Annotated in this window: 9 protein-coding genes and 3 tRNA genes; 1 reads left to right on the top strand and 11 read right to left on the bottom strand. The window is 62.1% G+C overall.

Annotation, left to right across the window (positions count from 1 at the left end; genetic code table 11):
* Positions 1-75: 75 nt before the first annotated feature.
* The 11 genes from AC56LG_RS16895 to AC56LG_RS16845 form a co-directional block, all read right to left on the bottom strand.
* Positions 76-1,992, bottom strand: a complete 1,917-nt coding sequence (locus tag AC56LG_RS16895; RefSeq protein WP_497167224.1) for a SurA N-terminal domain-containing protein — start codon at positions 1,990-1,992, stop codon at positions 76-78.
* Between the two features lie 117 nt (positions 1,993-2,109).
* A tRNA-Asp gene (locus AC56LG_RS16890) sits at positions 2,110-2,186 on the bottom strand.
* A gap of 14 nt (positions 2,187-2,200) precedes the next feature.
* Positions 2,201-2,277: transfer RNA gene (locus AC56LG_RS16885), tRNA-Asp, on the bottom strand.
* Positions 2,278-2,381: 104 nt separating this feature from the next.
* Complete coding sequence (locus tag AC56LG_RS16880; RefSeq protein WP_435756335.1) at positions 2,382-2,654, bottom strand: HU family DNA-binding protein; 273 nt, start codon at positions 2,652-2,654, stop codon at positions 2,382-2,384.
* Between the two features lie 352 nt (positions 2,655-3,006).
* Positions 3,007-5,415 (bottom strand): endopeptidase La, encoded by a 2,409-nt coding sequence (gene lon / locus AC56LG_RS16875; protein WP_497167223.1) that lies wholly within the window; start codon positions 5,413-5,415, stop codon positions 3,007-3,009.
* A 281-nt stretch (positions 5,416-5,696) separates the two neighbouring features.
* The gene (gene clpX, locus AC56LG_RS16870; RefSeq protein ID WP_193685896.1) at positions 5,697-6,965 is read right to left on the bottom strand and encodes an ATP-dependent Clp protease ATP-binding subunit ClpX; all 1,269 of its coding nucleotides are present in this window, start codon (positions 6,963-6,965) and stop codon (positions 5,697-5,699) included.
* 199 nt (positions 6,966-7,164) lie between these two features.
* Positions 7,165-7,782 (bottom strand): ATP-dependent Clp endopeptidase proteolytic subunit ClpP, encoded by a 618-nt coding sequence (gene clpP / locus AC56LG_RS16865; RefSeq protein ID WP_192054182.1) that lies wholly within the window; start codon positions 7,780-7,782, stop codon positions 7,165-7,167.
* A gap of 77 nt (positions 7,783-7,859) precedes the next feature.
* Complete coding sequence (gene tig / locus AC56LG_RS16860) at positions 7,860-9,200, bottom strand: trigger factor (RefSeq protein WP_497167222.1); 1,341 nt, start codon at positions 9,198-9,200, stop codon at positions 7,860-7,862.
* A 31-nt stretch (positions 9,201-9,231) separates the two neighbouring features.
* Positions 9,232-9,318: transfer RNA gene (locus AC56LG_RS16855), tRNA-Leu, on the bottom strand.
* 244 nt (positions 9,319-9,562) lie between these two features.
* Positions 9,563-12,649, bottom strand: coding sequence for an efflux RND transporter permease subunit (locus AC56LG_RS16850; RefSeq protein ID WP_497167221.1), 3,087 nt, complete (start codon positions 12,647-12,649; stop codon positions 9,563-9,565).
* On the bottom strand, positions 12,646-13,818 hold the full coding sequence (locus AC56LG_RS16845) for an efflux RND transporter periplasmic adaptor subunit (protein WP_497167220.1): 1,173 nt from the start codon (positions 13,816-13,818) through the stop codon (positions 12,646-12,648). Before AC56LG_RS16845 ends, AC56LG_RS16850 begins: the two co-directional genes overlap by 4 nt.
* A 132-nt stretch (positions 13,819-13,950) precedes the next feature.
* On the opposite strand from AC56LG_RS16845, the gene hpnC reads away from it, so the two are divergent.
* Positions 13,951-14,760, top strand: coding sequence for a squalene synthase HpnC (hpnC, locus tag AC56LG_RS16840; RefSeq protein WP_497167219.1), 810 nt, complete (start codon positions 13,951-13,953; stop codon positions 14,758-14,760).
* Positions 14,761-14,763 lie beyond the last annotated feature (3 nt).

Here is a 14,763-nt window from a genome sequence, read left to right as displayed (position 1 = left end):
TATAGGACGTAAAAAAACCCGGATGCTTGCGCATCCGGGTTTTTTGTTGCCGCAAGGGCCGCAGGCCCCGTCGTATTACTCGGCCGCAGCAGGCGCAGCACCTGCCGCCGCATTGATTTTCGCCTTGGCCTTGACCTTGATCGCCTCGACGAAATTGTACAGCTCGGCCTGTCCGACCAGGCCGCCGATCTGCTCGGCTTCCTGGGCGCGGCGCGCGGTGTCGAGCTGGGCCGGTTGCGCGACCTTGCCGATGCGGTACACGGCATAACCCTGGCCCGGCAGGTCGACGCCGACGTAGGCCGGCAGCTTGGTGACGTCGGCCTTGAACACGGCCAGCGCGCCGGCCGGGTTGATCGCCGGTTCCTTGGTGCGCGACAGCACTTTCACGTCGCCGAATCCTGCGGCGTCGCCGGATGCCTTGGCGGCGGCCAGTTTCGCTTCGCCGGCCTGGCGTGCCAGGCGCAGCGCTTCTTCCTGGGTCACGCGCTGGCGGATGGCGGCTTCGACTTCGGCCAGCGGACGTTTGCTTGCCGGCTTGAATTCGACCACCCGGCCGGCGATCAGGACGGCTGGCGCCACTTCGACGGCTTCGGTATTGCGCTTGTTCTTGATCGAATCGGTCGAGTAGAGGGCGGTGAGGAACTTTTCGTTGTTGAACGGTGCGGCGCCCAGCGCCGGATTCGGCTTGCGCGCCAGGTTCTCGGCGGTCTGGATGGGTAAACCCAGCTTGTCGGCGGTCGGCTTCAGGCTGTCCGATTGCTCGTAGACGCTGTCGTTGAACTGTTCGGCCAGTTCCGAGTATTTTTTCGACAGTTTCGACTTCTTCACTTCGGCCGCGATCTCGGCCCTGGCTTCTTCGAGCGACTTCTGGGTCTGCGCCTTGAGACCGGTCAGCTTGATGATGTGGTAGCCGAACTCGGACGGCACGATGCCGCTGACTTCGCCTTCCTTGAGGCCATAGATCGCATCTTCGACCGACTTGACCAGGCTGCCGCGCTCGACGACGCCGAGGTCGCCGCCTGCCTGCGCAGAACCTGGATCCTGCGACTGGGCCTTGGCGATCGCGGCAAAGTCGGCCGGGTTCTTGCGTACTTCGGCCAGCACGGCTTCGGCTTTCGCCTTGGCTGCAGCATCCTCGGCCGGCTTGGCGCCCTGCGCGCGCGTGATCAGGATGTGGCTGGCGGTGCGCTGCTCAGGCGTCGTGAAACGCTTCTGGTTGGCGCTGTAGAACTGGCTCACTTCGGCGTCGGTCACGCTGACCTGGCTTTCCACGGCGGCGCTGTCGAGCACGATGTACTCGGCCTTGACGGTTTCCGGGATCTGGAACAGGTTGGCGTTCTTGTCGTAGAAAGCCTTGACCATGTCGTCGGTGACTTTGACTTGCGGCAGGTATTGGGCGAGCGGGAAGAGCAGTTCCTGCACTTCGCGTTCCTGGTCGTTGATGTTCGAGATGCGCGCGGCGATCGAACGCGGCACGAAGGCCGTGCCCTGGATCGAGCCGGCCAGCTGCTGGATCGCCATGTCGCGGCGCATGCGCGCGTCGAATGCTTCAGGCGTCATGCCCTGGGCGGCCAGGGCGGCGCGGTAGCCGTCCATGTCGAAGCTGCCGTCGGGTTTGCGGAAGGTTTCGATGGCGTTGATGGCCTTGAAGACGGCCTGGTCGCTCACGGTCAGGTGGTTCTTCGCGATTTCGGCATTGACGGCGCGCTCGGCGACCAGGTTTTCCAGCACTTCGCGCTTGGCTTGCGGCGTGTCGAACATCTTCTGGTCGAACTGCGGACCCATCTGCTGGCGTGCCTGGTCGATCTGGCGGCGCTGCGCATCGTCCCACTCCTGCTGGGTGATGTTGCGGCCGTCGACGCTGGCCACGCCGGTACCGCTGTCACCACGGTCCTGGTAGCTGTCGACGCCAACCAGCACGAACGAAGGGATGATCAGCAGCAGCAGGACACCCTGCAGCAAGCGCTTGTTGTTACGTACGAAATCAAACATGGTCCACCAATCGCTGTAGAAATGGCTTCAAAGCACAGTTAAAAAAAAAGGCGAACTCGCGTTCGCCTCTTCTCGTTGGAATGCTCTTTCTCAAGCATCCCAGGTATCACTGAAATCTGGCGGAGCGGACGGGGCTCGAACCCGCGACCCCCGGCGTGACAGGCCGGTATTCTAACCAACTGAACTACCGCTCCAGATGAGCATTTTGTGGCGGAGCGGACGGGGCTCGAACCCGCGACCCCCGGCGTGACAGGCCGGTATTCTAACCAACTGAACTACCGCTCCACAAAATAACCCGGTACTACACCACCCCTGCGGTAAAGGCCAAGAAGCCTAAGCTCTTCACCTGCCTGAGGATGATTTCTCTGCATGTCGCTGCAGAGAAGGCATTAGTTTACAGCATCTTTTAGCGCTTTACCAGCCTTAAATTTCGGAACCTTTGCCGCTTTAATCTTGATCGGTTCCTTAGTGCGCGGATCGCGGCCGGTACGGGCTGCGCGATCGCCAACGGTGAAGGTGCCGAAGCCGACCAGGGTCACGCTGTCGTTCTTCTTCAGGGTGTTCGTCACCGCTTCGATCATCGCATCCAGGGCACGCGTGGCCGAGGCCTTGGTGATGTCCGCGGATTTCGCGATTTCTTCGATCAGTTCAGTCTTGTTCACTCGTATCCTCTAGTCGTTCTGACGCGGCGGCGCTGCGCCTTCCTGCAAAAAGTGCAAGCGCGTATTAAACAAGGGGGAATTGCTTCTGTCAAGCAACATTCACCGATGAATGCTTCGGTTTTGTAGATCGCCGCTTCCATGTGGCGCGGGCTGACGAACGGCCGTGTCCGACGCGTTCGATTCGACGCGCATCAGTGCGCGCGCGGGCATGCCCGCCTGCACCGTAGGGCGGGCATGCCCGCCTGAAACGGAACCGTCGCGTCATCGAAAAGGTGTTCATGGACGAGCCACACGCCCTTTCAAATAAAAAAGGCGCCCCGCAGGGCGCCTCTTCAATCCGATCGAACTACGATCAGTGTTTCACCACCCCGCCCTGCCCTTCGGCCGACGCCGTCGGCGCAACCGCGGTCACGGCCGGCACGTCGACGATCGGCTCGGGCTGACGTTCGAGTGCAACTTCCAGCACCTTTTCGATCCAGCGCACCGGGACGATCTCGAGCTTGTTCTTGACGTTGTCCGGAATCTCGGCCAGGTCCTTCACGTTCTGCTCGGGAATCAAGACCGTCTTGATGCCGCCGCGGTGGGCTGCCAGCAGCTTTTCCTTCAGGCCGCCGATCGGCAGCACTTCGCCGCGCAGCGTGATCTCGCCCGTCATCGCCACGTCGGCGCGCACCGGAATCCCGGTAAAGGCCGACACCAGCGCCGTCGTCATGCCGATACCGGCGGATGGACCATCCTTCGGCGTCGCGCCTTCCGGCACGTGGATGTGGATGTCGTTCTTTTCGAACGCTTCGGCCTTGATGCCGAAACGCTGCGCACGACTACGCACCACGGTGCGGGCCGCTTCGATCGATTCCTTCATCACGTCGCCCAGGGTACCGGTGCGAATGATGCCGCCCTTGCCCGGCACGTTGACGGCTTCGATCGTCAGCAGGTCGCCGCCGACTTCGGTCCAGGCCAGACCGACCACCTGGCCGACCTGGTTGTCCTTCTCGGCCACGCCGAAGTCGTAACGGCGCACGCCCAGGAACTTGTCCAGGTTCTTGCCGTTGACGATGACCGCCCTGTCCGACTTCTTCAGCAGCAGCATCTTGACGACCTTGCGGCAGATCTTCGAGATTTCACGCTCGAGCGAACGCACGCCGGCTTCGCGGGTGTAGTAGCGGATGATGTCGCGGATCGCCGACTCTTCCACCTTGATCTCACCCTCTTGCAGGCCGTTGGCCTTGACCTGCTTCGGCAGCAGGTAGCGCTGCGCGATGCTGGTCTTTTCGTCTTCGGTGTAACCCGAGAGGCGAATGACTTCCATCCGGTCCAGCAGTGCCGGCGGGATGTTGAACGAGTTCGAGGTCGCCACGAACATCACGTCCGACAGGTCGAAGTCGACTTCCAGGTAATGGTCCGAGAACGTGTGGTTCTGTTCCGGGTCCAGCACCTCGAGCAGGGCCGACGATGGGTCGCCGCGGAAGTCCGCACCCATCTTGTCGATCTCGTCGAGCAGGAACAGCGGGTTGCGCACGCCGACCTTCGCCAGCGATTGCAGCACCTTGCCCGGCATCGAGCCGATATAGGTACGGCGGTGGCCGCGGATCTCGGCTTCGTCGCGCACGCCGCCCAGGGCCATGCGCACGAACTTGCGGTTCGTGGCACGGGCGATCGACTGTCCGAGCGAAGTCTTACCCACGCCTGGAGGGCCCACGAAGCACAGGATCGGGGCTTTCAGCTTGTCGACGCGTTGCTGGACCGCGAGATATTCCAGGATGCGTTCCTTGATCTTGTCGAGGCCATAGTGCTCGGCTTCCAGCACGCGTTCGGCGTTCGACAGGTCGTTGGTGACCTTCGACTTCTTCTTCCACGGCAGCGAGACCAGGGTGTCGATGTAGTTGCGCACGACAGTGGCTTCGGCCGACATCGGCGACATCAGTTTGAGCTTCTTGATCTCGGCGGTGGCCTTGTCGAGGGCTTCCTTCGGCATCTTGGCGGCGATGACTTTCTTCTCGAGCTCGTCGATGTCGGCGCCGTCTTCGCCTTCGCCCAGTTCCTTCTGGATGGCCTTGACCTGTTCGTTCAGGTAGTACTCGCGCTGCGACTTTTCCATCTGGCGCTTGACGCGGCCGCGGATGCGCTTCTCGACTTGCAGGATGTCCAGTTCGCCTTCCAGCTGGCCGAGCAGGTGCTCGAGGCGCTTGGCGACGTTGAAGATTTCCAGGATCACTTGCTTCTGCTCGAGCTTGAGCGGCAGGTGCGCGGCGACGGTATCGGCCAGGCGGCCGGCGTCATCGATACCGGCCAGCGATGCCAGGATCTCGGGCGGGATTTTCTTGTTCAGTTTGACGTACTGGTCGAACTGCTGGACGATCGCGCGGCGCATCGCTTCCACTTCGGAATCGTCGCCGATTTCCGAACGCAGCGGGGTCAGTTCGGCCACGAAATGCGTCGGCGCGTCGCTGATGTGATCGATGCGGGCACGTTGCGCGCCTTCGACCAGCACCTTCACGGTGCCGTCGGGCAGCTTCAGCATTTGCAGGATGTTCGCAACGCAGCCGATCTCGTAGATGTCCGCGGCGGAAGGTTCGTCCTTGGCGGCCGCCTTCTGGGCGGCGAGCATGATGCTCTTGCCCTGCTCCATCGCGGCTTCGAGCGCCTTGATCGATTTGGGACGGCCAACGAACAGGGGTATTACCATATGGGGAAATACGACCACGTCGCGCAACGGCAGCAGGGGCAGCGTCGTTTGCTCGGTTAATTTCGAAGTTGTCATGGTATACCTTATAAAAAGCGTGTAACGGATGTTGGGCGTACACGGTTAAAACTCAAGACCGTCCTGAATAATTTCTGCGAATAAAATTTTTTGTCGCAATTTTTAATCGCAAAGCGCAATCTGGACGTTCCAATAAAAATCCGGATTTGAAATAAAAAAGCCACCACGCGACCGGGGTCGCGAGTGGCTTTTCGATTGAAGCCGGATGCTTTTATTGAGGTAAATTGTACCGCCAAGCTTCCGGCGCACAAGTGCTTTTGTGCTTTCCGCGTGGATATTTTTTAATTTTCTCCGGACGCTTTCGCGGTTTCACTGTAAATAAGCAAAGGTTTGGCGCCGTTCGTGATCGTATTTTCATCAACCACGACTTTCACCACGTTTTGCTGATTCGGCAATTCGTACATCACGTCGAGCAGTGCGTGTTCCAGGATCGAACGCAGGCCACGTGCACCGGTCTTGCGTGCCAATGCCTTTTTCGCAATGGCGTGCAATGCGGCTGGACGAATTTCCAATTCCGCGCCTTCCATTTCGAGCAGTTTGGAATATTGCTTGATCAGCGCATTCTTCGGCTCGATCAGGATCTGGATCAGGGCTTCTTCCGTCAATTCATTGAGCGTTGCGACGACGGGCAGACGGCCAACGAGTTCGGGAATCAGGCCGAACTTGATCAGGTCTTCCGGCTCGGCTTCCATCATGATTTCGCTGTTCGAACGCTGGGTGGCGCTCTTGACGCTGGCTGCGAATCCGATGCCGCCCTTTTCCGAACGGTTCTGGACGATCTTGGCCAGGCCGTCGAAGGCGCCGCCGCAGATGAACATGATGTTGGTCGTGTCGATCTGGACGAAGTCCTGGTTCGGGTGCTTGCGCCCGCCCTGCGGCGGCACCGACGCCATCGTGCCTTCGATCAGTTTCAGCAGCGCCTGCTGTACGCCTTCGCCCGAAACGTCGCGGGTGATCGACGGATTGTCGGACTTGCGCGAAATCTTGTCGATCTCGTCGATGTAGACGATGCCGCGCTGGGCCTTTTCGACTTCGTAGTTGCAGCTCTGCAGCAGCTTCTGGATGATGTTCTCGACGTCTTCGCCCACGTAGCCCGCTTCGGTCAGCGTGGTGGCGTCGGCGATCACGAACGGCACGTTCAGCATGCGCGCCAGCGTTTGCGCCAGCAGTGTCTTGCCGGAACCGGTCGGGCCGACGAGCAGGATGTTACTCTTGGCCAGCTCGACGTCATCCTTCTTGCCGAGGTGCTTCAGGCGCTTGTAGTGGTTGTACACCGCCACCGACAGGATGCGCTTGGCGGTTTGCTGGCCGATCACGTACTGATCGAGCAGTTCGGCGATCTCGTGCGGGGTCGGCAGGTCGGACTTGGCGCCCGCCACCGACTCGACGTTCGATGTCTCGTCGCGAATGATGTCGTTGCACAGGTCGATGCACTCGTCGCAGATGAAGACCGATGGTCCCGCGATGAGTTTTTTGACCTCGTGCTGACTCTTGCCGCAGAACGAGCAGTACAGAAGCTTTTCGCCGCTGGAGGATTTTTTGTCAGACATGGGGGGCTTGTCTCGTATGAAGAACTAAGAATATAACTCAAGAATACAGTACGCGAATATAACGCAGATAGCTCGCGACTGCAGGCACGCGGCAAACCACGCGTACACCATCATGCTACCCGAAATAAAAAACAAACGCCCGAACGTGTTGGCGCCCGGGCGTTAATTAAGCAACACCTTGTGTCAGCTCAAGCGCATTTCAGGAGCGATTGGTCAGCACCTTGTCGATCAGGCCATAGTCCACCGATTCCTCGGCCGACATGAAACGGTCGCGGTCGGTATCCTTGTGGATCTGCTCGATGGTCTGGCCGGTATTGTCGGCCATGATGCGTGCCAGGCGCTCGCGCAGGTACAGGATTTCCTTGGCCTGGATTTCAATGTCCGAGGCCATGCCCTGCGAACCACCGGACGGCTGGTGGATCATGACACGCGAGTTCGGCAGCGAGAAGCGCTTGCCCTTGGCGCCGGCGGCGAGCAGGAAAGCGCCCATCGAGGCAGCCAGGCCGGTACACAGCGTCGACACGTCGGGCTTGATGAAGTTCATCGTGTCGAAGATGGCCAGGCCGGCCGAAACCGAGCCGCCAGGCGAGTTGATGTAGAGCGAAATGTCCTTGTCCGGATTTTCGCTTTCCAGGAACAACATCTGGGCGACGATCAGGTTCGCCATCTGGTCATTGACAGGACCGACCAGGAAAATCACGCGCTCCTTGAGCAGACGCGAGTAAATGTCGTACGCGCGTTCGCCGCGGCCGCTTTGCTCAACTACCATCGGCACGAGGCCGAGTGCTTGGGTGTCCAATGCCGGATTACGGTTCATACCTGTTCGTTCCTTGTAAAGAGGCTTTCAAAACGGAGGCTCCCACGCCAACCTGAACGGGAAGCCTACGCGTTCGCTCAAGCCTGCGGGTTGCTTCCCATCAATTCGTCGAAAGCGACGGCCTTGCTGCTGACCTTCGCCTTGCCAAGTACATAGTTGACGACGTTTTCTTCCAATACAAGGGCTTCGACTTCACCCAGGCGGCGACGGTCGGCGTAGTAGTACTTGAGGACTTCTTTCGGGTCTTCGTAGCTCTGCGCGAAATCTTCGATCTGGGCCTTCACCTGCTCCTGGGTTGCCTGCAGCTGGTTGTCGGCAACCAGTTGCGACAGGATCAGACCCAGGCGCACGCGGCGCTCGGCTTTTTCGGCGAACAGTTCGGTCGGGAACGGCATGTTCTTGACGTCCATGCCGCGCTGGGCCATGTCCTGGCGGGTCTGCTCGGCCAGACGCTCGGAATCCTGCTGGATCATGACGGTCGGCACGTCCATCTCGGTCACTTTGACCAGGGCGTCCATCACGGCTTCCTTGTTGCGGGCCTTGACGCGGGCGTTGACTTCACGCTCCAGGTTCAGCTTGATGTCGGCGCGCATCTTTTCGATCGAGCCGTCTTCGATGCCCAGCGACTTGGCGAACTCTTCGTCCACGGCCGGCAGGTGCGCCCATTCCAGGTTCTTCAGGGTGATGGTGAAGTCTGCGGTCTTGCCGGCGACATCCTTGCCGTGGTAATCCTCTGGGAATGCCAGCGGGAAGGTCTTGCTCTCGCCGACTTTCAGGCCGACGGTCGCGGCTTCGAATTCCGGCAGCATCCGGCCTTCGCCGAGCACGAAACCGTAGTCTTCGGCCTTGCCGCCGTCGAATTCGACGCCGTCGATCACGCCGACGAAGTCGACGGTCACGCGGTCGCCATTGGCTGCGACCGGCTCGCCGCCGTCGCCGTGCTCGCCTGCCTCACCCTTGGTGTGGTAGTGCACGCGCTGCTTGCGCAGGATGTCGATGGTCTTGTCGATTTCGGCGTCCGACACGTCGGCGGCGACGGTTTCGATCTCGACGTTCGACAGGTCGCCGATGACGACTTCAGGGAACACTTCGAAGGTGGCGTCGAAAGCCAGCATGCCTTCGGCCGCTTCTTCCTTCGCTTCGATTTTCGGGAAACCGGCAACGCGCAGGCCGTTTTCGTTGGCTGCCTCGTTGAAGGCGCGGCCGACGCGATCGTTCAGCACGTCGGACTCGATCTGGTAGCCGTACTGGGCTGCGACCATTTTCAGAGGCACCTTGCCAGGACGGAAACCAGGAGCCTTGGCGGTCTTGGCCTGCTTCTTGAGGCGTTTTTCAACTTCCGAACGGACGTCGCTCAGCGGAAAAGTGATCGTCAAGCGACGCTCGAGTTTATCCAGGGTTTCGACTGCAGTTGCCATCGTAAAAATCGTCCAAAAAAATAATTATTCGTGGTGCGAGGAGGGGGACTCGAACCCCCACACCATTGCTGGCGTCAGGACCTAAACCTGGTGCGTCTACCAATTTCGCCATCCTCGCGCAGGATTGCATATTGCCACATAAACAAAGGGCGCCCGACAGTAGAAACCGGCCGCCCTTGCACTCCATTGTTTAGGGGCTACAACTTCAACCCGGTATTTTACTGGATTTTCTGACACTATAGGAGTGAATTTTCATTCGGTGCGGGGCCTGGGTGTCGGTGCATATATCGACGGCGCGTTGATTGTCCGCCGCAGTCATTATTCACATGGTGACGGCGGGCATGCCCAACGTCGCAACGATATTACCCGCGCGGCTTCTTGACCCTGAACCACGCCGCATATAAAGCCGGCAGGAACAGCAGCGTCAAGGCGGTGGCCACCAGCAAGCCCCCCATGATCGCCACCGCCATCGGCCCCCAGAACACCGAGCGCGACAGGGGAATCATGGCCAGCGCCGCCGCGGCCGCCGTCAGCAGGATCGGCCGGCAGCGCCGCACCGCCGCTTCGACGATGGCGTCCCAGGGCGCGGCGCCGGCCTTGATGTCCTGCTCGATCTGGTCGACCAGGATCACCGAATTCCGGATGATCATGCCGAACAGCGCGATCACGCCCAGGTTGGCGACGAAACCGAAAGGCCGGTCCAGCACCAGCAGCGCCATCGCCGCCCCGGCCACGCCCAGCGGCCCGGTCAGGAACACCAGCAGCGCGCGCGAGAAACTGTGCAGCTGCAGCATCAGCAAAGTAAAGACGATGAACAGCACCAGCGGCACGTTCGCCGTGATCGAGGCTTCCGCTTCGGAACTGTCGGCCGCCGCCCCTTCCAGCGTGACGCGGTAGCCGGCCGGCAGTTGCGCGCGGATCGCGGCCAGCTTCTCGGCGACCTGGCCGGAGACGGTCGGCCCCTGGATGCCGGGCGCGACGTCGGACTGGACCATGATCGCCCACTCGCGGCCCTCGCGCCAGATCACCCCCGGCTCCCACACGAAATCGACGCGCGCGACCTGCCCCAGCGTCACCGAACGGCCGGACGCGGTCGGGATGTTCATGTCCTTCAGCACGGTAATCGTCGAGCGCTCCTCGATCGGCTGGCGCACGGCGATATCGATCAGCTCGTTGGTTTCGCGGAACTGGCCGATGGTGGTGCCCGACAGCAGGGTATTCACGGCACGCCGTACCGATTGCGAGGTCACGCCCAATGCGCGCAATTTATCCTGGTCGAGATCGAGGCGCAGCACTTTCACCGGCTCGTTCCAGTTGTCGTTCACGCCGACGGCATTCGGATTGGCGCGCAGCACGTCCTTGACCTGGTCGGCCACCCCGCGCACGACGCCGATGTCGGGACCGGCCACCTGGAACTGCACCGGATACGGCACTGGCGGCCCGTTCGGCAGCAGCTTGACGCGGCCGCGCGCTTCCGGGAAATCGTTCCTGAACACGTCCTCGATCCTTGCTTTGAGGGTTTCCCGATGCGCGGCATCGACGGGCAGCACCACGAATTGCGAGACGTTCGATTGCGGGAAGATCTGGTCCAGCGGTAAATAGAAACGCGGGCTGCCGGTGCCGACATAGCTGGTGATGCTTTCCACACCCTCCTGCTTGCGCACGAAGGCCTCGAACTTCTTCGCCAGTGCTTCGTTGGCGGCAAAGCTGGTGCCTTCGGGCAGCCACATCTCGACCATCAACTCCGGCCGGCTCGAATCCGGAAAGAACTGCTTCTCGATAAATTTAAAACCGAACACGCCCAGCGCGAACACCACCAGGGTGACGGCGATCGTGGTCTTGCGAAAGTCAACGCACCAGGTCACCACCTTGCGGAAGCGGCGGAAGCCGGGCGTGTCGAACACGTCGTGTTCCGAGTGGCCCTGACCGTGCGGTTTTACCTTCAGCAGGATGAAGCCGATATAGGGCGTGAAGGTGACCGCCACCACCCACGACACCAGCAGCGCGATCGCATTCACCGAGAACATCGAAAAGGTGTATTCGCCGGCCGCCGACTTGGCCAGGCCGATCGGCAGGAAGCCGGCGGCCGTGATCAGGGTGCCGGTCAGCATCGGCATCGCCGTCGAGGTATAGGCGAAGGTGGCCGCTTCCAGGCGCGACATCCCCTCTTCCATCTTGCGCACCATCATTTCAACCGCGATGATGGCGTCGTCCACCAGCAGCCCCAACGCAATGATCAGGGCGCCGAGCGAAACCTTGTGCAGCGAAATATCGAAGATCCGCATGAACAGGAACGTGATCGCCAGCACCAGCGGGATCGTCAACGCCACCACCAGGCCGGGGCGCACGTCGAGCGACAGCTTCGGTTTCGTGTGCAAGCCCAGCGCCAGGAAACTGACCGCCAGCACGATGATGACCGCCTCGATCAGCGTGTGGATGAATTCGTTCACCGAGCTGGTCACCGCACGCGGCTGGTCCGACACCCGTTCCAGCTCGATGCCGACCGGCAGCTGGGCGCGGATGCGCTCGACCGTCGCCCCCAGCGATTCGCCCAGGGTGATGATGTTGCCGCCCTTTTCCATCGACACGCCCAGGCCGATCACTTCCTTGCCATTAAAGCGCATCTTGTCGGTCGGCGGGTCCTGGTAGGCGCGCTGCACGGTGGCGAAGTCGCCCAGGCGGAAAGTAGTGCTGCCGGCGCGCAGTTGCAGGTCTTCCAATTCCTTGGTGGTCTTGATGGCACCGGTGACGCGCACCTGCAGGTTGTCGGTCGGAGTGACCAGCACGCCCGAGGCCTCGACGTTGTTTTGTGTCGCCAGCTGGTTGACGATCTGCTCGAAAGGCACGCCCAGCTGGGCGAACTTGCTGCTCGAGAACAGGATGTTGACCTTCTCGTTCTGCACGCCGAACTGTTCGACCTTGGCCACCAGCGGCACGCCCAGCAGTTGCTGGCGCACGAAGTCGGCGTAATCCTTCATTTCGGCATAGGTAAAGCCGTCGCCCGAGAGCGCGAAGATCGAGCCGTAGGTATCGCCGAATTCGTCGTTGAAGAAGGGACCGATCACGCCCTGCGGCAGGGTGCCGGCCATGTCGCCGATCTTCTTGCGCACCTGGTACCAGGCGCCGGGCACCTCTTTCGGCGGCGCCGATTCGCGCAATTCGATCAGGATGGTGGTTTCGCCCGGCTTGGAAAAGCTGCGGATCTTTTCGATGTACGGCGTTTCCTGCAGCTTGCGTTCGAGCTTGTCGGTGACCTGTTCGGCCATCTGCACGGCGGTGGCGCCGGGCCAGATGGCGCGCACCACCATCACGCGGAAGGTGAACGGCGGGTCTTCGTCCTGGCCGAGGACGTTATAGCCGAGGATGCCGCCGATCAGCAGGGCGGCGATCAGATAGCGGGTCAGCGGGATGTGTTCGAGCGCCCAGCGCGAAAGATTGAAACCCCTCATTTAGTCGCCCCGGTGCCGGCTGCTGCAGCCTCGGTATCGTCGCGGCGCGCCACGTCGGCGGTCAGGATGCGCACCTTCTGGCCGGGGCGCAGCAGATTCACGCCCGCCGTAACCACGGTCTGGCCCGCCTGCACGCCTTCACCTAATAAAACGTCGTTGCCGGCCTGGCCGACGACTTTCACCGGCACGCGGCGCACGGCGCCGTTCTCGACCAGCCAGACCCCGGTCACCCCTTTTTCGTGGTGCAGCGCCGTCAAGGGCGCGCGCAGGCCGGCGCCGCCATTCTTCGACGCCACCTGCACCGAGGCCGTCATGCCCAGGCGCACGCCCGCGCTGGGCGGGATCGCCACCTTGGCGGTGTAGGTGCGGGTGGCCGGATCGGCCACCGGCGACACTTCCCGTACCCGCCCCGCGATCGCCGCCTCCGGCCGGGCCCACATGCGCACCGTGACGGAACTGGCCTTGCGCAAGTCGCCGACGCGGTCTTCGGGGATGCCGATCACGACGTCGAGCTCGTCCGTACGCGCCACCCGCACCACCGGCGTGCCGGCCGTGACCACCTGGCCGACTTCGGCGTCGATGCCGGTCACCACGCCGTCCACGTCCGAGACCAGGCTGGCATAACCGGCCTGGTTCGACTGGCCGCGGAAGGCGGCACGGGCCGCGTCCGCTTCGGCCTGGGCCGCGCGCAGGGCGGCGCGCTTGCCGTCCAGCACCGACTGGCTGACGAAATTCTTGGCGCGCAATTCCTGGTAACGCTTGTAGTCGGCATCGGCCAGGTCGCGACTGGTTTCGGCCGCGCGCAGGCTGGCCTGGGCGCCGCTGGCGGCCAGTTTCAAATCTTGCGGATCGAGCTGCATCAGCGTCTGGCCCTGTTTCACGGTGCTGCCGACGTCGACCTCGCGCGCCGTGATCTTGCCGGCGACCCGGAAGCCCAGGCGCGATTCGAAGCGCGGGCGGACCTCGCCCGAAAAGTCGGCGCTGGCCCCGGCGGCGCCGGCCGCCAGCACGGCGGCGCGTACCGGACGGACGGATTCGACCTTGGGTTCGTCTTTCGAGCAAGCCGTCAGCAAGCTTGCGCACAGGAGCATGGCGCACGCGGTGGGCGTGCGGCGCGGTCGGGTCGGAGTGGACACGGTGTTTTTCCTTTTATCGTTCAGAGCAGGCATGCTTCCAGTCGTCTCGGCACACGCCATCATTATTATCGGACCAAATTCGCGCCACTCAGCGCGCACCTCAGCCGGCGGCAATTATAATGTTGCAAATACATTTAGCAAATGACTAGCCGGTCATTGCATTCCATGGCCGTCGATCACTACGAAAACTTTCCTGTCGCATCCATCCTGCTGCCGCGCCGCCTGGTGCCGGCCGTCGAAGCCATCTACGCCTTCGCCCGCGGCGCCGACGACGTCGCCGATGAAGGCGACGCCACGCCGACCGAGCGCCTGCGCGGCCTGGCCGAGTACGAAGCCGCGCTCGACGACATCGGCGCCGGCCGCACTCCCGCCCGGCCGATGTTCGCGCGCCTGGCCGTCGTCGTCGCGCAACATGCGTTGTCGCTGCAGCCGCTGCGCGACCTGCTCTCGGCCTTCCGCCAGGACGTGGTCACCACGCGCTATCCGGACTACCCCGCGCTGCTCGACTATTGCCGGCGCTCGGCCGACCCGGTCGGGCGCCTGATGCTGGCGCTCTATGGCGTCGACGGCGATACCAATTTGCGCGACGCCGACGCCGTCTGCAGCGCCCTGCAACTGATCAATTTCTGGCAAGACGTCGGCATCGATATCGCCAAGGGACGCATCTACCTGCCGCAGGACGACCTGGCGCGCTTCGGCGTCGGCGAAGCCGACATCGCCGCCCATGCCGACACCCCGGCCTGGCGCAGCCTGATGGCCTTCGAGGTCGAACGCGCGCGCGCCCTGATGCTGTCCGGCGCCCCGCTGGCCACGCGCCTGCCGGGCCGCATCGGCTGGGAATTGCGGCTGGTGATCCAGGGCGGGCTGCGCATCCTGGAGCGGATCGAGGCGGCCGGCTACGACGTCTACCGCCGCCGTCCGCAGCTGGGCAAGCTTGACTACCTGGTCATGGGATGGCGCGCGCTGCGCATGTAAGTC

The organism is Telluria sp. ZB2R32, from assembly GCF_059685715.1.
The sequence above is the reverse complement of the archived record's forward strand: the minus strand, read 5'-3'. Positions and strand labels throughout refer to the sequence as shown.